This window comes from Streptomyces sp. NPDC060035 (assembly GCF_042736635.1).
Classification (GTDB): Bacteria; Actinomycetota; Actinomycetes; order Streptomycetales; family Streptomycetaceae; genus Streptomyces.
Genome location: NZ_JBHWVO010000009.1, coordinates 263,442 through 278,835, shown reverse-complemented (window position 1 = coordinate 278,835; position 15,394 = coordinate 263,442). Strand labels below are relative to the sequence as shown.

Below are 15,394 nucleotides of genomic sequence, written 5' to 3'. Positions count from 1 at the left end.
TCCCGGGGGGCGGGCCCCCCCCCCGTCGGGGCGGCCCGACGTGTCCGGCCCCTGCCTGCCTGCCCTTCAACGCACAGTCCGGGAGGTGTTCGCCACCTCCCGGACCGGTTCGCCGCCCGCGGGGATTGGGGCGGCGGTCTCCCCCAGCCCGCTGAGTCCAGTGCAGCGGGCCGACCCACGCAGCACCCATGGAAGTGCTTCCGCACAGGCCGGACCAGAGCGCACGGCCGGGCGCACGGCCACACACCAGGAGCACGGCGGACACGTCCGCCGCCGCACCGCGGCCCCGCTCGGCGCACCGCCCGCACCCCAGGCGCGCGTCCGGCACCCGGACGGGCAAGGGCCGCACAGTCCGCCCGGACGCACAACATTCCCGCCATACGGACGTCTGCCCCTTAACGGTAGGGATGCGGCGAACTACGCTGGGTTTACTGATGTTCTCGGCAGGGCGGCATATTCCACGGGGCTCGGCCAAATGCGTGTGCGGCCGGAGTGCCCGGGACCGTACCTGGGGAGAACACGGTACGAATGCCGCGCGCCTCACGGTGACGCGGCTGCCGTCTGTGTGTCGAGGGGTGGCGCATGTCCAGGGAGCAACGCGGGCCGAACGAGAAGCTCGGCACAGTTCTCGCCCTCGCGGGAATCAGTAACGCCGGGCTCGCCCGGCGGGTCAACGACCTCGGAGCGCAGCGCGGTCTGACACTTCGCTACGACAAGACCTCGGTGGCCCGCTGGGTCGCCAAGGGCATGGTGCCGCAGGGTGCCGCGCCCCATCTCATCGCCGCGGCGATAGGGGCCAAACTCGGCCGCCCCGTGCCGCTGCACGAGATCGGGCTCGCGGACGCCGACCCGGCGCCGGAGGTCGGGCTGGCCTTCCCGCGCGATGTGGGTGAGGCCGTGCGGTCGGCGACGGATCTGTACCGGCTGGATCCGGCCGGGCGCAGGGGCGGCGGGATCTGGCAGTCGCTGGCAGGCTCCTTCGCCGTGAGCGCGTATGCGACGCCCGCGTCCCGATGGCTGATAACCCCCGCCGATCCGTCGGTCGCGCGGGACTCGACGACAGCCGAGGCCGCGATCCTCGGCGCCCCGGGCGCACCCGGGGCGCAGGGCGGGGTGCCCGTCCAGCCGGGTCCGGACACGTCGTCCGACGCCTCGCCCCTGCGCGTCGGCCACAGCGATGTCGCCAAGCTGCGCGAGGCGGCCCAGGACGCCCGCCGCTGGGACTCCAAGTACGGCGGAGGGGACTGGCGTTCCTCCATGGTTCCGGAGTGCTTACGCGTCGACGCAGCACCTCTGCTCCTCGGTTCGTACAGCGACGAGGTGGGCCGGGCGCTCTTCGGCGCATCGGCCGAGCTGACCCGGCTCGCCGGGTGGATGGCGTTCGACACCGGTCAGCAGGAGGCCGCGCAGCGCTACTACATCCAGGCACTGCGGCTGGCCCGGGCCGCCGCCGACGTACCGCTGGGCGGATACGTACTGGCGTCGATGTCCCTGCAGGCGACCTACCGCGGCTTCGCCGACGAGGGCGTGGACCTGGCGCAGGCGGCGGTCGAGCGCAACCGCGGGCTCGCCACCGCCCGGACCATGAGCTTCTTCCGCCTCGTGGAGGCGCGCGCCCATGCGAAGGCGAGCGACGCACCGGCCGCGGGGGCGGCACTCAAGGCGGCCGAGAGCTGGCTGGAGCGCTCCCGGGCCGGCGATGCCGACCCGTCGTGGCTCGGCTTCTACTCGTACGACAGATTCGCCGCCGACGCCGCCGAGTGCTATCGCGACCTGAAGGCCCCGCGGCAGGCGCGGCGCTTCACCGAACAGGCCCTGTCCAAGCCGACCGAGGAATTCGTCCGCTCCCACGGGCTGCGGCTCGTCGTGTCGGCCGTCGCGGAACTGGAGTCGGGCAACCTGGACGCGGCGTGTGCGGCCGGGACGCGGGCGGTCGAGGTGGCGGGGCGCATCTCCTCGGCGCGCACCACGGAGTACGTACGCGATCTGCTGCACCGCCTCGAACCGTACGGGGACGAACCCCGCGTCGCCGAGCTCCGGGAGCGGGCCCGTCCGCTTCTGGGGGCCCCCGCCTAGGCGCAACGCCGTAACGCCCCGGTATGCCCGGACCCGGGGACGGCCTCGGGGCCATGACGCGCCACGCCCCTGGCTCCGCTGGTTTGAGCCCGTTGTCAGTGGGTCAGTGCACTATCGGGGTGGGAGGTGGCGTGATGATGACGCACGCGGCGTACGACTGCGATGTGCTGGTGATCGGCGGCGGGATCGTCGGTCTGTCGACCGCGTACGCGATCACGCGCACCGCGCCCGGCACCCGGGTCACGGTGCTGGAGAAGGAGTGGGGCCCCGCCCGCCATCAGACGGGGCGCAACAGCGGGGTGATCCACAGCGGCATCTACTACCCCCCTGGCTCCCTCAAGGCGCGCTACGCCGTGCGGGGCGCCGCGGAGATGGTCGACTTCTGTGCGCAGCACGGCATCGCGCACGCCGTGACCGGCAAGCTGATCGTGGCGACCGGCAGCGGCGAGCTGCCCCGCCTGCACAGCCTGGTCCAGCGGGGGCGGGAGCACGGACTGCCGGTCCGGGAGCTCGGCCCCGCCCAGATCGCGGAGTACGAGCCGCAGGTCCGCGGGCTCGCGGCGATCCGGGTCGGGACGACCGGGGTGTGCGACTTCGGGGCGGTGGCCGCACGGCTCGCGGCCGAGGTGAGCGGGGCGGGCGGGCAGGTCCGGTTCGGCGCGGAGGTCGTCGCTGTGGACCGGCGCCCCTGGGGTGTGGCCGTGCGGACGGCCGACGGGCAGGTGGTCCGCGCCCGTGTGCTGGTCAACTGCGCGGGGCTGCACTGCGACCGGGTGGCACGGCTCGCGGGCGACGACCCCGGGGTGCGGATCGTGCCGTTCCGCGGGGAGTACTACGAGCTGGCCAGGCCGGAGCTGGTGCGTGGCCTGGTCTATCCGGTGCCGGACCCGGCGTTCCCCTTCCTCGGGGTCCATCTGACCCGGGGTGCCGACGGCGCGGTCCACGTCGGGCCGAACGCGGTGCCGGCGCTGGCGCGCGAGGGATACGGCTGGCCGGTCGTCCGCCCCCGCGAACTGGCGTCCACCCTGAGCTGGCCGGGTTCCTGGCGGATCGCCCGGCAGCACTGGCGGTACGGGGCGGGCGAGGTGCACAGATCGCTGTCGAGAAAGGCGTTCACCCGGGCCGTCCAGCGACTGCTGCCCGAGGTGACGGAGGACGATCTGCGGCCGTCCCCGGCCGGGGTCAGGGCCCAGGCGGTGCTGCGGGACGGCACGCTGGTGGACGACTTCCTGATCCGCGAGGCGCCGCACACCGTGCACGTACTGAACGCACCGTCGCCCGCGGCCACGGCCTCACTGCCCATCGGGAGGGAGGTGGCGCGACGGGCTCTGCTGCGGGCTCGCGCGACGGGCTGGAAGCCGCCCGCCGTAGAATCGGGGCATTGTGTCTGAGTCTGTGAACCCCACCCCCAAGACGCCCGGCGTCCCCGCGGACGCGGATGCCGAGGCACTGCGCGCCGCCTCCTTCGAGCGGCAGCGCAGGCTGCGCCAGGAGCCGCGCTTTCCCGGCGGACCCGCTGCCGACCCGGCAGGATCGCACCACGAGCGCCGGATCCGCAGCTTCCAGCCGCGCCGCAGCCGGGTCACCGCGGGCCAGGAGGACGCCCTCCAGCGGCTGTGGCCGAAGTGGGGCCTGGACATCGACGGCCTCCACGTCCTCGATCTGCCCGCGCTGTTCGACGGTCTCCCGGTGGTCCTGGAGATCGGCTTCGGCATGGGCGAGGCCACCGCGCAGATGGCGGCCGACGACCCCGGGACCGGGATTCTGGCCGTCGACGTGCACACCCCGGGCCAGGGCAATCTGCTCGGTCTCGCCGACCGGGCAGGTCTGTCCAACATCCGGGTCGCCAACGGTGACGCGATCATCCTGCTGCGCGAGATGCTGGAGCCACAGGCGCTGGACGGGCTCCGGGTGTACTTCCCCGACCCCTGGCCCAAGAAGCGGCACCACAAGCGCCGGCTCATCCAGCCCGAGTTCCTCGATCTGGTGGCGCAGCGGACGAAGCCGGGCGCGGTGATCCACTGCGCCACGGACTGGGAGCCGTACGCGGAGCAGATGCTGGACGTGCTGACGGCGCACCCCCTGTTCGAGAACACACAGGCGGACGGCGGCTACGCGCCACGTCCCGCGTTCCGGCCGCTGACCCGCTTCGAGGGGCAGGGCCTGGACAAGGGACACGTCGTGCAGGACGTGCTGTTCACCCGCCGGTGAGCCGGCGGGACTACTTACGTACCCCCGGTTGCCGCCGGTTGCCCCGGGGCGCAGCCGATTGCTCCGGTTGCCGCCGGGGGTCGCTGATCAGCCACTGAACGGTGCCGGGCGCTGGGCACCATGGCCAGGTGTCAGTCCTCCTCGTTAGGGTCATCGGGTGTCCGAGGGGTTCGTACAGCACCAGCAGCCGGCCGTCCCGGTTCTCGAGGAGCAGCGGCTCGACGAGTTCCTGGGCGCCGTCCCGGAGCGTGGCCAGTGGCGTTACCGGCCGCGCCGCGTCGGCATGGTGTGGCGCAGCAAGACATTCCGGGCCGGCACGGTGATCGTCGTGCTCGCTCTGTGCGGTCTGCTGATCCTGTCCATGGTCCGCGAACAGACCGGCACCGAGGGGTTCCTGGTCGGGCTGGGGCTGGCCGTACTGCCCGTGCCGCTGCTGATGGCGGCGTTCCGCTGGCTCGACCGGGTCGAGCCCGGACCCTGGCGCAATCTGCTGTTCGCCTTCGCCTGGGGGGCGTGCGCCGCCGCACTGGTGGCGATCATCGCGAATACGTTCGCGACCCGCTGGATAGCCACGGCCACCGCCGACCCGGCAAGCGCCGACACCCTGGGGGCCACGGTGATCGCCCCGGTCGTCGAGGAGAGCGCCAAGGCCGCCGCCGTTCTGCTGATCTTCCTGTTCCGCAGACGGGAGTTCAGCGGTGTCGTGGACGGCATCGTGGTCGGCGGATTCACCGCGACCGGCTTCGCCTTCACCGAGAACATCCTCTACCTGGGCACCGCCTTCGGCGAGGACCAGCAGCTGGGCACCACGGGCCTCGCGTCGGTGACGGCCGGGACCTTCTTCGTACGGGTGGTGATGTCGCCGTTCGCGCATCCCCTGTTCACGGTGCTCACCGGTATCGGTTTCGGAGTCGCCGCGCTGGCCGGGCGGCGCCACCGGGTGCGCCGGATCCTGCTGCCCTTGCTCGGCCTGCTCCTCGCCATGGGCATGCACGCCCTGTGGAACGGCTCGTCGACCTTCGGCCCCTACGGCTTCTACGCGGTGTACGGGGCGTTCATGATGCCGGCCTTCGGCCTGGTGACCTGGCTGGCCATCTGGACGCGACAACGCGAACTGCGCACCCTGGCCACCGAGCTGCCCGTCTACGCGGCGGCCGGCTGGCTGACTCCCGCCGAGCCACTGGCGCTCGCCTCGATGCGGGCCAGGGGCATGGCGCGCGACATGGCGCGGCACTGGCACGGAATCCACGACCGGACCAGGGGCAAGGCCGCGGCACAGGCGGTCGCGGAGTACGAGGCGTTCGCGACGTCCCTGGCGGTGCTGCGCCGCAGGGCCCGCCGCGACACACCCGGCCCGGACTTCGCCGAGCGCGAGCAGGAGCTGCTGCACCACCTGTGGCAGCGCCGGGAAGTCGCGGGCCCTGCCCTGACGTACGCGGCCCGTGCGACGGGCCGGTTCCGCGCCCACCGCGGCCCGGCGCCCATGGGCCCGGCCACGGTCCCGTCCCCCCGCAGGTTCCCGCAGCCGGATGCGTACCCGCAGCAGCAGCCCGCCCCGTACCCGCAGCAGGTCCCCGCACCGCACCGGCACTACGGCGGGTACAACCCGTATCTGGACGACGGCCACCAGCAGGGCAGCCGCCCCGTACCCCCCGCGTAGCCACGGCGAGGCGTCAGGCGGATGCCTCCGTGAGCTCCGCCAGCTCCTTGTCGGTCAGCTGCAGGCCGGCCACCGCCACCAGTGCGGGCAGCTGAGCGACCGTGCGGGCGGACGCGATCGGCGCGGCGACGGTCGGCCGGGCGGCCAGCCAGGCCAGCGCGACCGTGGCGATCTCCGCGTCGTGCTCCTGGGCCGCCTTGTCGAGCGCGGCGAGCACCTTGCGGCCGCGTTCCGACTCCAGGTGCCGGGCCGCACCATCGGCCCGCGCGCTCTCGACCGCCGTGCCGGGCCGGTACTTGCCGGTGAGGAAGCCCGAGGCCAGTGCGAAGTACGGGACGGCGGCGAGTCCTGCCGCGGCCGCCGTGTCCTGGAGCTCGCCCTCGTAGGTGCCGCGCGAGACGAGGTTGTAGTGCGGCTGCAGCGCGACATAGCGGGCGAGGCCCTCGCGCTCGGAGAAGTCCAGGGAGGCCCGGAGCCGCTCGGGGCTGATGTTGGAGGCGGCGATCTCACGCACCTTGCCCTCCTTCACCAGCTGGTCGAGCGCGGTGATGATCTCCTCGACGGGGACGGTCTCGTCGTCGAAGTGTGTGTAGTAGAGGTCGATGTGGTCGGTGCCGAGCCTGCTCAGCGAGGCCTCGGCCGCACCCTTGATGGTCGCGCCGGAAAGTCCCTTGAATTCGGGGTGGGCGCCGACCTTGGTGGCGACGACGATGTCGGCGCGGTTGGAGCGGGACGCCAGCCACGTGCCGATGATCGTCTCCGACTCGCCGCCCTCGTTGCCCGGGGCCCAGGCGGAGTACGAGTCGGCGGTGTCGATGAAGTTGCCGCCGGCCGCGGCGTACGCGTCCAGGACGGCGAAGGACCCGTCCTCGTCGGCCGTCCAGCCGAAGACGTTGCCGCCGAGTGCGAGCGGGAAGACCTGGAGGCTCGAGGAACCGAGTGTGCGCAGTGAAGTCATACCTGGAACAAACCAGTCCGCTCAGGCGACTATTCCTGTGACTGCGGGTCACCGGCAGACCGGCGGCCCTGGCGTCGGGGGGTGTGCGTCAGGGCCGCCGGGGTTCAGTGGGCCGTCCGCCTGCGCACTCGCACGGCGGAGGATCGGCAAGGGCTCGACCGAAGCTCCGAGGAGACTTCGGATCGAGAGACCCTTGCCGAGGAGACGTCAGATCGTGAGGCCCTTGCCGCGCAGCCAGCTCATCGGGTCGACGCCCGAGCCGTCCGCGGTGTGGACCTCCAGGTGGAGGTGAGGACCCGTCACATTGCCGGTGGCGCCGACGCGGCCGATGGTGTCGCCCGTGGTGACCCGCTGGCCGGCGGTGACGTCCATCGAGGACTGGTGGCAGTACCAGATCTCCGTGCCGTCGTCGAGCTCCAGGACCGTGCGGTAGCCGTACGAACCCGAGTAGGCGGCCGACTTCACCGTGCCGCTGTGCACGGCCTTGACCGGGGTGCCGGTCGGGGCCGCGAAGTCGAGACCGGTGTGGTAGCCGGAGGACCACATCGAACCGGCCTGGCCGTAGGTCGAGGTGATCGTGTACGAGGATGTCGGGATGGCGTAGCTGGCGGCGAGCTTGGCAAGACGCTCGGCCTCCGCCTTCTTCTTCGCCGCGACTTCCGCCGCCTTCTTCTCGGCGGCGGCCTTCGCCTCGGCCTCGCTCTGCTGCTTCGCGGCCTGGGCCGCGGCCTCCTCGGCTGCCGCCTTCTCCTCCGCGGCCTGGGACTCGGCCTCGGCTCCGGCCTGCTGCTGCTCGGCCTGCTGGAGGATGCGGGCACGCAGCGCCTCACCGGCGTCGGTGGTGCCCTGCTCGGCCTCGGCGGCCGTGATGCCGGCAGTGGTGAGCGGGGAGGACGCGGCGACGGTCCCGTTGTCGGCGTCGGAGTCGTCGGACAGGAAAGCACTCACGCCGGGAAGGGACTTGGCGTCGGGGAGATTGTCCGCGATGGAATCGGGAAGAGAGATGGAGACCGGCGGCTTGCTCTGCGCGGTGGCCATGCCACCCGCACCGACGGCCGCGATGACGCCGACGCCGAGGACGGTGGAGCTACGGGCGAGGCCGCGCTGCTTGGCTACACGGTGCCTGCCGCGTACGGGACGGATGGACTCCTCGGTGGGGTTCCATTCCTCCCACGTCCTGTCCTCGTCACCGACGATGTCGGACCTGAAGGGTGACGGGGCCTCGGGGGCAGGCTGATTGGACGCCACGTGGGCGCACTCCTTTCCTTCCTTCTCGCCTACCGGGTTAGCTGACGGGTTCGGAGCAGGAAGGTCTCCTACGGGCCTCTCTGTCTCTCACGAGACACAGGTGACCGATTCACCCCATGTAGGTGGTTCCCCGGTTCCCTTGCGGAATTCGGCGCTCGCGCACGGTGCCGCCTCTTGCGACGACTGGGACAACCGCGCTGCGTTATCGAACGTTAATAGACACCCGGGTCCGATTCCAAGCTGTTGCCGTTGATCATTCCCGACTTTGACGTGGACTTTCAGGGAATTAACGGCCCGAATCGGGCGAGTTGAGCACCCCCCGCCCAGCCATCAGTTTCTGACGTTGCGTCAAATGTTATGCGGAGCGGTGTCCTTCGACTACACACCGTGGCAACGGCTCATCCATCGCCCCGCCCCACGATCTTCACAGTCGTCCGACGCTCCGGCTGCCCCCGGGCCGGCCGGCCGACCGCGAGCAGTGCCATGTCGTCCGTGGAACGGCCGCCCGTGTGCAGCCGTACGTCGTCGGTGAGCGCGGAGAGCAGTTCGTCGGGCCCCGGGAAGATCCGGCCGCGCAGCCGGGCCGCAGGATCGTAGAAGGCCCCGTCCGCGTCCCGCGCCTCGGAGAGGCCGTCCGTGAACACCAGGAGCGTCGCCCCGGCCGGCAGCTCCCACTCGTCCGACCGGTCCGGCCACACCCCCAGGTCCATCCCGATCGGCAGCGCGGGCACGGTCGGCGCCAGCACCTCGAGCGCCCCGTCCGCGTGCAGCAGGATCGGCTCCGGGTGACCGCGGTTGACGATCCGCAACGTGCCCGAACCGGCCGGGATCTCGGCGAGCACAGCGGTGACGAACCCCTCCATGGAGTCGAGCCCGCCGCGCCGAGTCCCTTCCCGCGCCAGCGCCCGCTCCAGCCGCTGCGCCACCCCCTCCAGCGACAACTCCTGCTCGGCGGCCTCCCGGAACGCCCCGATCACCACGGCCACCGCCTCCACGGCGGCCAGCCCCTTGCCCCGTACGTCCCCGACGACCAGCCGCACCCCGTGCGGGGTGTCCGCGACGGCGAACAGGTCACCGCCGACGAACTCGTCCGCCTGCGCCGCCTCGTACCGCGCCGCGACCAGCAGCCCGCCGATCCGGTCGTTCGGCGTCGGGAGCACCGCGCGCATCGCGGTCTCCGCGATGACCCGGGCCGAGGCCAGCTGGTCGTTGCTGCGCCGGACGACGCCGTTGATGACGAGGGCGAGCACGGAAACGGTGACCAGGGTGAGCAGCTCGGTGACCGGGGCGACATCCGAGATCGTGCCGTCGTCGATCCGGATGGCCAGGACCGTCAGAATCGCGGCCACACCCGTACGGATCGTGCTCGCCAGCGAGAAGAACGGCGCGGCGATCAGCGGGGCCGCGGCGAACAGGGGGACGGCACTGACCGCGGGCGGCGTGGCGAGGTCGAAGACCAGCCCGCCCACGATCATCAGGGCGGGCAGCATACGCACGAACCGCCGGGCGCGGGCGCCTCCAGCAGCTCCGCCGCGCCCTTTCTCCCGCTTCCCCACCTGTGCACTCCTGCCCGGTCCGCCCACGGCTGCGGACGGTACCGCGCTCCGCCCAGGCTGGCCGGAGCCGCGCCGTGCGGCGACTCGTCATCGGCCAAAGGGAGGAGCGCCCCAGCGCCGCACTCCGATGGTCAGTCGGAGAGCGTGCCCTGCGCGTAGATCGTCAATGCATCCCGTACGAAGACGGCGGTGCCGTCTCCGTACCGATCGTAGTTCTTCCCGTAGCGCGGATCGGCGGCGTACATCTCTCCGAGGCCGATCACGTACGACCGGGTGGCCGTCATGGTCACCGACAGCCACGCACAGTGCCGCCGCGCGATGTCCTGCACCGTCTCGCTGCCCGGGTCCATGCCCGCGGCCCTGGCCTGCCCGTAGTCACGGGCGATGGCCTCGTGCACGCCCTGGAAACTGTCGCGCTCCGCCCGGCTCAGCGAACGCCACCACCGGTCGCCCTTCTCGTACGCCTCCCTTCCCCAGCGGTCGGTGACCTCCTGCTCGTACACCGTGTGATCGAAGCCGTCGAACACTTCCTCGGCCATGAGCTCTCTTCCCTCCTCGGTCTTGTGGAGAGTGGTCCGCACCGAGGCGATCTGCCGCCCGATGCGCTCCCGCTCCTGCTCCAGCAGGCACAGATGGGCCCGGAGCGCCACGGAGGTGTCCCGCTGCCCCTCCAGTACGTCCTTGATGGCGGGCAGCGAGAGACCCAGCTCCCGCAGCAGCAGAATGCGCTGCAGCCGGACAAGGGCGTCCTGGTCGTAGTAGCGGTAGCCGTTGGACCCGATCCGGCTCGGCACGAGGAGACCGAGATCTCCGTAGTGCCGGAGCGTGCGGCTCGTGGTGCCGGCCTTTCTGGCGATTTCCTGGATGGACCACTCCATGCCGTGAACGCTAGATCTTTACGTTGCGTCAAGGTCAAGCACGGCAGCTGTGGCGTACGGCGGCATACGACAGAGGCCCGGATCCTCAAAAGGATCCGGGCCTCTGTCTTCAGTAGCGGGGACAGGATTTGAACCTGCGACCTCTGGGTTATGAGCCCAGCGAGCTACCGAGCTGCTCCACCCCGCGCCGTTGTGAGTGCAACACTACGCCATCCGGGAGGGGGTCCCGACCACGTACGCCGGCGACCCCCGGCCCACCGCCCCGGCAGGGGCGTCCTCCGCACGGCAAAGGACGTCAACGCGTCGTATAAATCAGGCAGTTGCCATGAGTGGCGCTTTACCCAAAGATGTTGCCGCATCTCCCCGATCTTGCGTCACCGCCTGCCTGGAGGGCCCCCGACATGACCACACCACTCAGACCTGCCCGCACTGCTTCCCCTTCCCCGGCGCCGTCACCCCTGCGCGGATCCCTGATCAGTGGAGTCCTCGGCGGCGTGTTCGGGGCGGTGATGAGCGCCGCCGTCAACTACCTGGTCATCGGCATGCCGGGCAGCGCGTCGGTCAACGCGGTGAACCACGCGATATCGGGTCTGATCAGCGGGTTCCTGGCAGGGTTCATCGGGCTGATGATGCACATGCGCAAGGCGGCGGCAGCGCCGGAGGCCGACGCGGTCGCGGCGGAGAACACCGGGGCCGGGTCCGCCCGGAACGCCTGACTCCCCGGCCCGCCCGGAGGCATCTGCGGCACGGTGCGTATGCCCCCGTATGCGCGGGCGGGCCGGAATGCGCACCCCCGCAACCGGCGGGACGCTGGACCTATCAGTCCTGCGGTGTCCGCTTCCGCTTGCGACCGAGGTTGCCGGAGCGCCGGCGCACACCCGCACCGAAAGTCCGGCACAGGCGGACCGGGCAGCGTGCGGCACGCGTTACGGCAAGGAGACGGTCATGGACGGCAGCACACTCGAAACGATGAGGACCGAACTACGCGGCCCGGTCATCGGCCCCAGTGACCCGGAGTACACGCAGGCCCGCACGATCTACAACGCCATGATCGACCGGAGACCGGCGGCCGTGGTCCGGTGCCACGACACGGCGGATGTCATGGCAGCCGTCGACTTCGTACGCACGCACGGCCTCGAGGTGGCCGTGCGGGGCGGCGGGCACAGCGGCCCGGGTCTCTGCCTCGTCGAGGACGCCGTCACGGTCGACCTGTCGCCGATGCGCGGCGTACGCGTCGACCCGGCCACCCAGACCGCACAGGTCGACGGCGGCGCCAAGCTGGGCGATCTCGACCACGCCGCCCACGCGTTCGGCCTCGGCACCCCGGCGGGCATCATGTCCACGACGGGAGTAGGAGGCCTCACCCTCGGTGGCGGACACGGCTACCTCACCCGTAAGTACGGCCTCACGGCGGACAATCTGGTGTCCGCGGACGTCGTCCTGGCCGACGGCAGCTTCGTCACGACGAACGCGAGCGAGAACGCCGACCTGTTCTGGGCCCTGCGCGGCGGCGGCGGGAACTTCGGCATCGTCACGTCGTTCGACTTCGAGCTGCACCCCGTGGACACCGTGGGTGTCGCCATCACCGTGTGGCCGATGGACCTCCTCCCCGACGTGATGCGGTGGTACCGCGAGTTCCTGCCGCAGGCGCCCGACGACCTGTACGGCTTCTTCGCGTCGCTGACCGTCCCGCCCGGCCCCCCGTTCCCCGAGGAGATCCACGGACAGAAGATGTGCGGCGTCATCTGGTCCTCGACGGCGGACCCGGACGCCCTGGGCGAGACCCTCGCGGTCGTGAACGAACCGGGAAAGCCCGCCTTCCACTTCACGACGCCGATGCCCTACCCGGCCCTGCAGGCCCTGTTCGACGAGCTGATACCCACGGGCCTCCAGTGGTACTGGCGCGGCGACTTCTTCGACCGGATCACGGACGAGGCCGTCGACGTACACGCCAGGTTCGCGGAAGCTCTCCCCACCGGCCTGTCGACCATGCACCTCTACCCCGTCGACGCGGCCGCGAGCCGTGTCGGGGCCGACGACACCGCATGGGCCTACCGCGACGCCGTGTGGTCCGGCGTCATCGCCGGCATCGACCCCGACCCGGACAGCGCAGAGGTGCTGCGCCAGTGGGCCGTGGACTACTGGGAGGCGCTGCACCCGTACTCCATGGGCGGCGGGTACGTGAACTTCCTCGGCGCCGGCGAGTCCCAGGACCGGGTCCGGGGCACCTATCGCGGCCACTACGACAGGCTCGCGGAGATCAAGCAGGCCTACGACCCGCACAACCTCTTCCACGCAAACCAGAACATCGGGCCCAACCCGGGCCACTGACCCTCACATCGGCCACGGCAATACAGAGGGAAAGCCGTGCTCCGAGGGTTACAGTCTGCATGCACCGCATGATGATCCGGCCGCCCCCGGAGCGGCGCGACACCGGAAGCGGCACATCGTCGCCGTACCGGTCGGGACCAGTCCGGCATCACACCATCGGCTCGGTCACGGGGCTCTCACCGCACACCTACGTACAAGGACACTCGATGACCGACATGCCCGCACGCACGACGCAGCGGCACTCCAACGGCACGGCCGCGGACACGGGCGCGCAGCTCGCCGCCCCGGGCACGGCCGTCCCCCTTCCTTCACCTCAGTACGCGGGCCTGTTCATCGAGCCCGATCTGCCGCCGCTCCTCGACGAACCGAGTGAGTGACTGTCCGGAGTGAGCGGCGGGCCGGGGTGAACCGCGGAGCCGGGTGAGCAGCGGGGCACGGTGAGCCACGGTCCCGAGTGACCGGCCGGGCCGCATGGTCGTTGGGAGACCATGCGCATCCGTATCGCCGTCGTCGCCCTCGCAGCGGCCCTTCTGCTCGCCGCGTACCTCTCGAGCATGCCGTCCGAGGCCGAGACCGAAGCGGCCTGCCAGCGTGCCCTCGACAACACGTCGACCGCCACCCTGCGGCCCGACATCTGTCTGGACGTGGCAGGCGACACGTACCGGACGTTCCTCCTGATGTACGCGTTGCGGGCGGAGGGCCTCGACTAGGACCTGCCCACGCGCTCCGCCAGGAAGTCCTCCCACGTCCGCCCGCCCACATCGGTCCCGTCGAGAGACAGATTCTCGCCGGCACGGTAGGCGCGGCCGGCCTTTCCCGGCATCCGGACGGGCAGCGTCATCCGGCGCTTGCCCCGTGCCCGCAGATAGCCGTGGATCAGGCCGGACATGTCGTACACCGTGGGCCCGGTCAGGTCGGGCACCCGTCCGGCGGGCACACCGAGCGCCAGTTCCACGAGCCGGGCAGCCACGTCGTGCGGATCGACGGGCTGGAGCCTGAGCCCGCCGGGGACGGGAACCACGGGCAGCACGGCCATCTTCCGTACGACGGCCAGGGTCAGGTCGTGGAACTGGGCGGCACGCAGCACCGTCCACGGCAGGCCGGACCCGGTCACGGCCCGTTCCGCTTCCAGCTGCGCCCTGAGATAGCCCAGCGGGACCCGGTCCGCCCCGATGACCGAGATGTACACGAGGTGCCGCACCCCGGCGTGCGAGGCGGCCCGCACCAGGTTCCGGGTCGCCTCGTCGTCGCTCTTGGGGCCGCCCGCGAGGTGCAGGACGATCTCGGCGCCGTCCACCGCGGCCTGGACGCCCTCGTTCTTGAGCAGGTCACCGGTCACGTACTCGATGCCCTCGTCCCCGGACTCGTGAGGGTGCCGGCTCAGCACCCGTACCTCACAGCCCGCCTGCCGCAGCAACGGCACCACGAGGCGCCCCAGGGTGCCCGTGCCGCCGGTGACCAGGATGGGTGATGTCATGATCTCTCCAAACTCGGGTGCGGCCCGGAAGCCGTCCTCCCGGGTCACATCAACCCTGTTTCGTGGGTCTACTGCTATGACCCGCCGCGAGGAAGGAATGTGACCGGGTGGACGAGCACGAATGGCTGACGGATCGTTTCGAGGAGCACCGTCCCCGGCTGCAGGCGGTGGCCTACCGCATGCTCGGCTCGGTGAGCGAGGCCGACGACGCCATGCAGGACGCCTGGCTCCGCGTCGGCCGCGCCGACACCCGAAGCGTGGAGAACCTCGGCGCGTGGCTGACCACGGTGGTGGCGCGCGTGTGCCTGAACATGCTGCGCTCGCGCGAGCACCGGCGTGAGGACCCGCTGGACGTGCACGTGCCCGACCCGGTCATCAGCCCCGTGTCCGGGGGCGACCCCGAGCAGGAAACGCTGCTGGCCGACTCGGTCGGGCTGGCACTGCTGGTCGTGCTCGAGACACTGGCACCGGCCGAACGGCTCGCGTTCGTGCTGCACGACATGTTCGCGATGCCGTTCGCGGAGATCGCCCCGATGATCGACCGGTCGCCCGCCGCGACACGCCAGCTCGCGAGTCGCGCACGCCGCCGGGTACAGGGGCAGGCCCCGGTCCCGGACCCCGATCCCACGCGCCAGCGCGAGGTCGTCGACGCCTTCTTCGCCGCCGCCCGCGACGGCGACTTCGACGGACTCGTCGCCGTACTGGACCCCGCCGTCGTCCTGCGGTCCGACGGCGGAGGCGCCCAGGCCCGCCACACGGCCGTCCTCACCGGGGCGCACACCGTGGCCTCACAGGCGCTGACGTTCGGACAGCTCTCCCCGTTCGCCCGGCCGGCGCTGGTCAACGGAGCAGCAGGTGTCGTGGTCGCCGCGCACGGGAAGCCGTTGTCGGTCATGGGCTTCACCGTCACGGACGGGAGGATCATGGCCATCGACGTACTGTCCGACCCGGAACGACTGCGCAGGCTCGATCTGACGGTCCTGGACGACTGACGGGAAC

General features: G+C 71.3%; 14 protein-coding genes, 1 tRNA gene and 1 riboswitch. Of the genes, 9 read left to right on the top strand and 6 right to left on the bottom strand.

The window, feature by feature from the left end:
- Positions 1-582 precede the first annotated feature (582 nt).
- The 4 genes from ACFWBQ_RS17455 (at position 583) to ACFWBQ_RS17440 (ending at position 5,947) form a co-directional block, all read left to right on the top strand.
- Positions 583-2,076 (top strand): sporulation protein, encoded by a 1,494-nt coding sequence (locus tag ACFWBQ_RS17455; RefSeq protein WP_385489151.1) that lies wholly within the window; start codon positions 583-585, stop codon positions 2,074-2,076.
- A 134-nt stretch (positions 2,077-2,210) separates the two neighbouring features.
- The gene (lhgO, locus tag ACFWBQ_RS17450) at positions 2,211-3,467 is read left to right on the top strand and encodes an L-2-hydroxyglutarate oxidase (protein ID WP_385489148.1); all 1,257 of its coding nucleotides are present in this window, start codon (positions 2,211-2,213) and stop codon (positions 3,465-3,467) included.
- Positions 3,460-4,287, top strand: coding sequence for a tRNA (guanosine(46)-N7)-methyltransferase TrmB (gene trmB / locus ACFWBQ_RS17445; protein ID WP_385489146.1), 828 nt, complete (start codon positions 3,460-3,462; stop codon positions 4,285-4,287). Before lhgO ends, trmB begins: the two co-directional genes overlap by 8 nt.
- Before the next feature lie 157 nt (positions 4,288-4,444).
- A complete protein-coding gene (locus ACFWBQ_RS17440) occupies positions 4,445-5,947 on the top strand; it encodes a PrsW family intramembrane metalloprotease (RefSeq protein WP_385489143.1) in 1,503 nt (500 codons plus the stop codon).
- A gap of 13 nt (positions 5,948-5,960) precedes the next feature.
- Here the strand turns inward: ACFWBQ_RS17440 and ACFWBQ_RS17435 are convergent, their stop codons facing one another.
- From ACFWBQ_RS17435 to ACFWBQ_RS17415, 5 genes are all read right to left on the bottom strand, one after another.
- Positions 5,961-6,905 carry an aldo/keto reductase gene (locus ACFWBQ_RS17435; RefSeq protein ID WP_385489140.1) on the bottom strand — a complete coding sequence of 315 codons (945 nt, stop codon included), beginning with the start codon at positions 6,903-6,905 and terminating at the stop codon, positions 5,961-5,963.
- 207 nt (positions 6,906-7,112) lie between these two features.
- The gene (locus ACFWBQ_RS17430; RefSeq protein ID WP_385489138.1) at positions 7,113-8,153 is read right to left on the bottom strand and encodes a M23 family metallopeptidase; all 1,041 of its coding nucleotides are present in this window, start codon (positions 8,151-8,153) and stop codon (positions 7,113-7,115) included.
- 11 nt (positions 8,154-8,164) lie between these two features.
- A riboswitch (cyclic di-AMP (ydaO/yuaA leader) is annotated at positions 8,165-8,317 on the bottom strand.
- A 234-nt stretch (positions 8,318-8,551) separates the two neighbouring features.
- Positions 8,552-9,709 carry a PP2C family protein-serine/threonine phosphatase gene (locus ACFWBQ_RS17425; RefSeq protein WP_385489135.1) on the bottom strand — a complete coding sequence of 386 codons (1,158 nt, stop codon included), beginning with the start codon at positions 9,707-9,709 and terminating at the stop codon, positions 8,552-8,554.
- 131 nt (positions 9,710-9,840) lie between these two features.
- On the bottom strand, positions 9,841-10,587 hold the full coding sequence (locus tag ACFWBQ_RS17420) for a MerR family transcriptional regulator (protein ID WP_385489132.1): 747 nt from the start codon (positions 10,585-10,587) through the stop codon (positions 9,841-9,843).
- Between the two features lie 113 nt (positions 10,588-10,700).
- Positions 10,701-10,774 (bottom strand) — tRNA-Met (locus tag ACFWBQ_RS17415).
- Positions 10,775-10,988: 214 nt separating this feature from the next.
- On the opposite strand from ACFWBQ_RS17415, the gene ACFWBQ_RS17410 reads away from it, so the two are divergent.
- From ACFWBQ_RS17410 to ACFWBQ_RS17395, 4 genes are all read left to right on the top strand, one after another.
- Complete coding sequence (locus tag ACFWBQ_RS17410) at positions 10,989-11,303, top strand: hypothetical protein (RefSeq protein WP_385489129.1); 315 nt, start codon at positions 10,989-10,991, stop codon at positions 11,301-11,303.
- Between the two features lie 229 nt (positions 11,304-11,532).
- Positions 11,533-12,918 carry an FAD-binding oxidoreductase gene (locus tag ACFWBQ_RS17405; protein WP_385489127.1) on the top strand — a complete coding sequence of 462 codons (1,386 nt, stop codon included), beginning with the start codon at positions 11,533-11,535 and terminating at the stop codon, positions 12,916-12,918.
- 206 nt (positions 12,919-13,124) lie between these two features.
- Positions 13,125-13,295 carry a hypothetical protein gene (locus ACFWBQ_RS17400; protein ID WP_385489124.1) on the top strand — a complete coding sequence of 57 codons (171 nt, stop codon included), beginning with the start codon at positions 13,125-13,127 and terminating at the stop codon, positions 13,293-13,295.
- A gap of 111 nt (positions 13,296-13,406) precedes the next feature.
- Positions 13,407-13,628 carry a hypothetical protein gene (locus ACFWBQ_RS17395; RefSeq protein WP_385489122.1) on the top strand — a complete coding sequence of 74 codons (222 nt, stop codon included), beginning with the start codon at positions 13,407-13,409 and terminating at the stop codon, positions 13,626-13,628.
- Here ACFWBQ_RS17395 and ACFWBQ_RS17390 read toward each other — a convergent pair.
- Positions 13,625-14,395, bottom strand: coding sequence for an SDR family oxidoreductase (locus ACFWBQ_RS17390; protein ID WP_385489119.1), 771 nt, complete (start codon positions 14,393-14,395; stop codon positions 13,625-13,627). The two genes, ACFWBQ_RS17395 and ACFWBQ_RS17390, sit on opposite strands and share 4 nt — an antisense overlap.
- A gap of 107 nt (positions 14,396-14,502) precedes the next feature.
- Between ACFWBQ_RS17390 and sigJ the strand changes: the two genes are divergently transcribed.
- Positions 14,503-15,387 (top strand): RNA polymerase sigma factor SigJ, encoded by an 885-nt coding sequence (sigJ, locus tag ACFWBQ_RS17385; RefSeq protein ID WP_385489117.1) that lies wholly within the window; start codon positions 14,503-14,505, stop codon positions 15,385-15,387.
- Positions 15,388-15,394 lie beyond the last annotated feature (7 nt).

What these genes read in the sequence shown, in the direction of transcription:
- ACFWBQ_RS17455 (WP_385489151.1), top strand. Translation starts at nt 583, where the DNA reads ATGTCCAGGGAGCAACGCGGGCCGAACGAGAAGCTCGGCACAGTTCTC.
- lhgO (WP_385489148.1), top strand. Translation starts at nt 2,211, where the DNA reads ATGATGACGCACGCGGCGTACGACTGCGATGTGCTGGTGATCGGCGGC.
- ACFWBQ_RS17435 (WP_385489140.1), bottom strand. Translation starts at nt 6,905, where the DNA reads ATGACTTCACTGCGCACACTCGGTTCCTCGAGCCTCCAGGTCTTCCCG.
- ACFWBQ_RS17420 (WP_385489132.1), bottom strand. Translation starts at nt 10,587, where the DNA reads ATGGAGTGGTCCATCCAGGAAATCGCCAGAAAGGCCGGCACCACGAGC.
- ACFWBQ_RS17410 (WP_385489129.1), top strand. Translation starts at nt 10,989, where the DNA reads ATGACCACACCACTCAGACCTGCCCGCACTGCTTCCCCTTCCCCGGCG.
- ACFWBQ_RS17405 (WP_385489127.1), top strand. Translation starts at nt 11,533, where the DNA reads ATGGACGGCAGCACACTCGAAACGATGAGGACCGAACTACGCGGCCCG.
- ACFWBQ_RS17400 (WP_385489124.1), top strand. Translation starts at nt 13,125, where the DNA reads ATGACCGACATGCCCGCACGCACGACGCAGCGGCACTCCAACGGCACG.
- ACFWBQ_RS17395 (WP_385489122.1), top strand. Translation starts at nt 13,407, where the DNA reads ATGCGCATCCGTATCGCCGTCGTCGCCCTCGCAGCGGCCCTTCTGCTC.
- ACFWBQ_RS17390 (WP_385489119.1), bottom strand. Translation starts at nt 14,395, where the DNA reads ATGACATCACCCATCCTGGTCACCGGCGGCACGGGCACCCTGGGGCGC.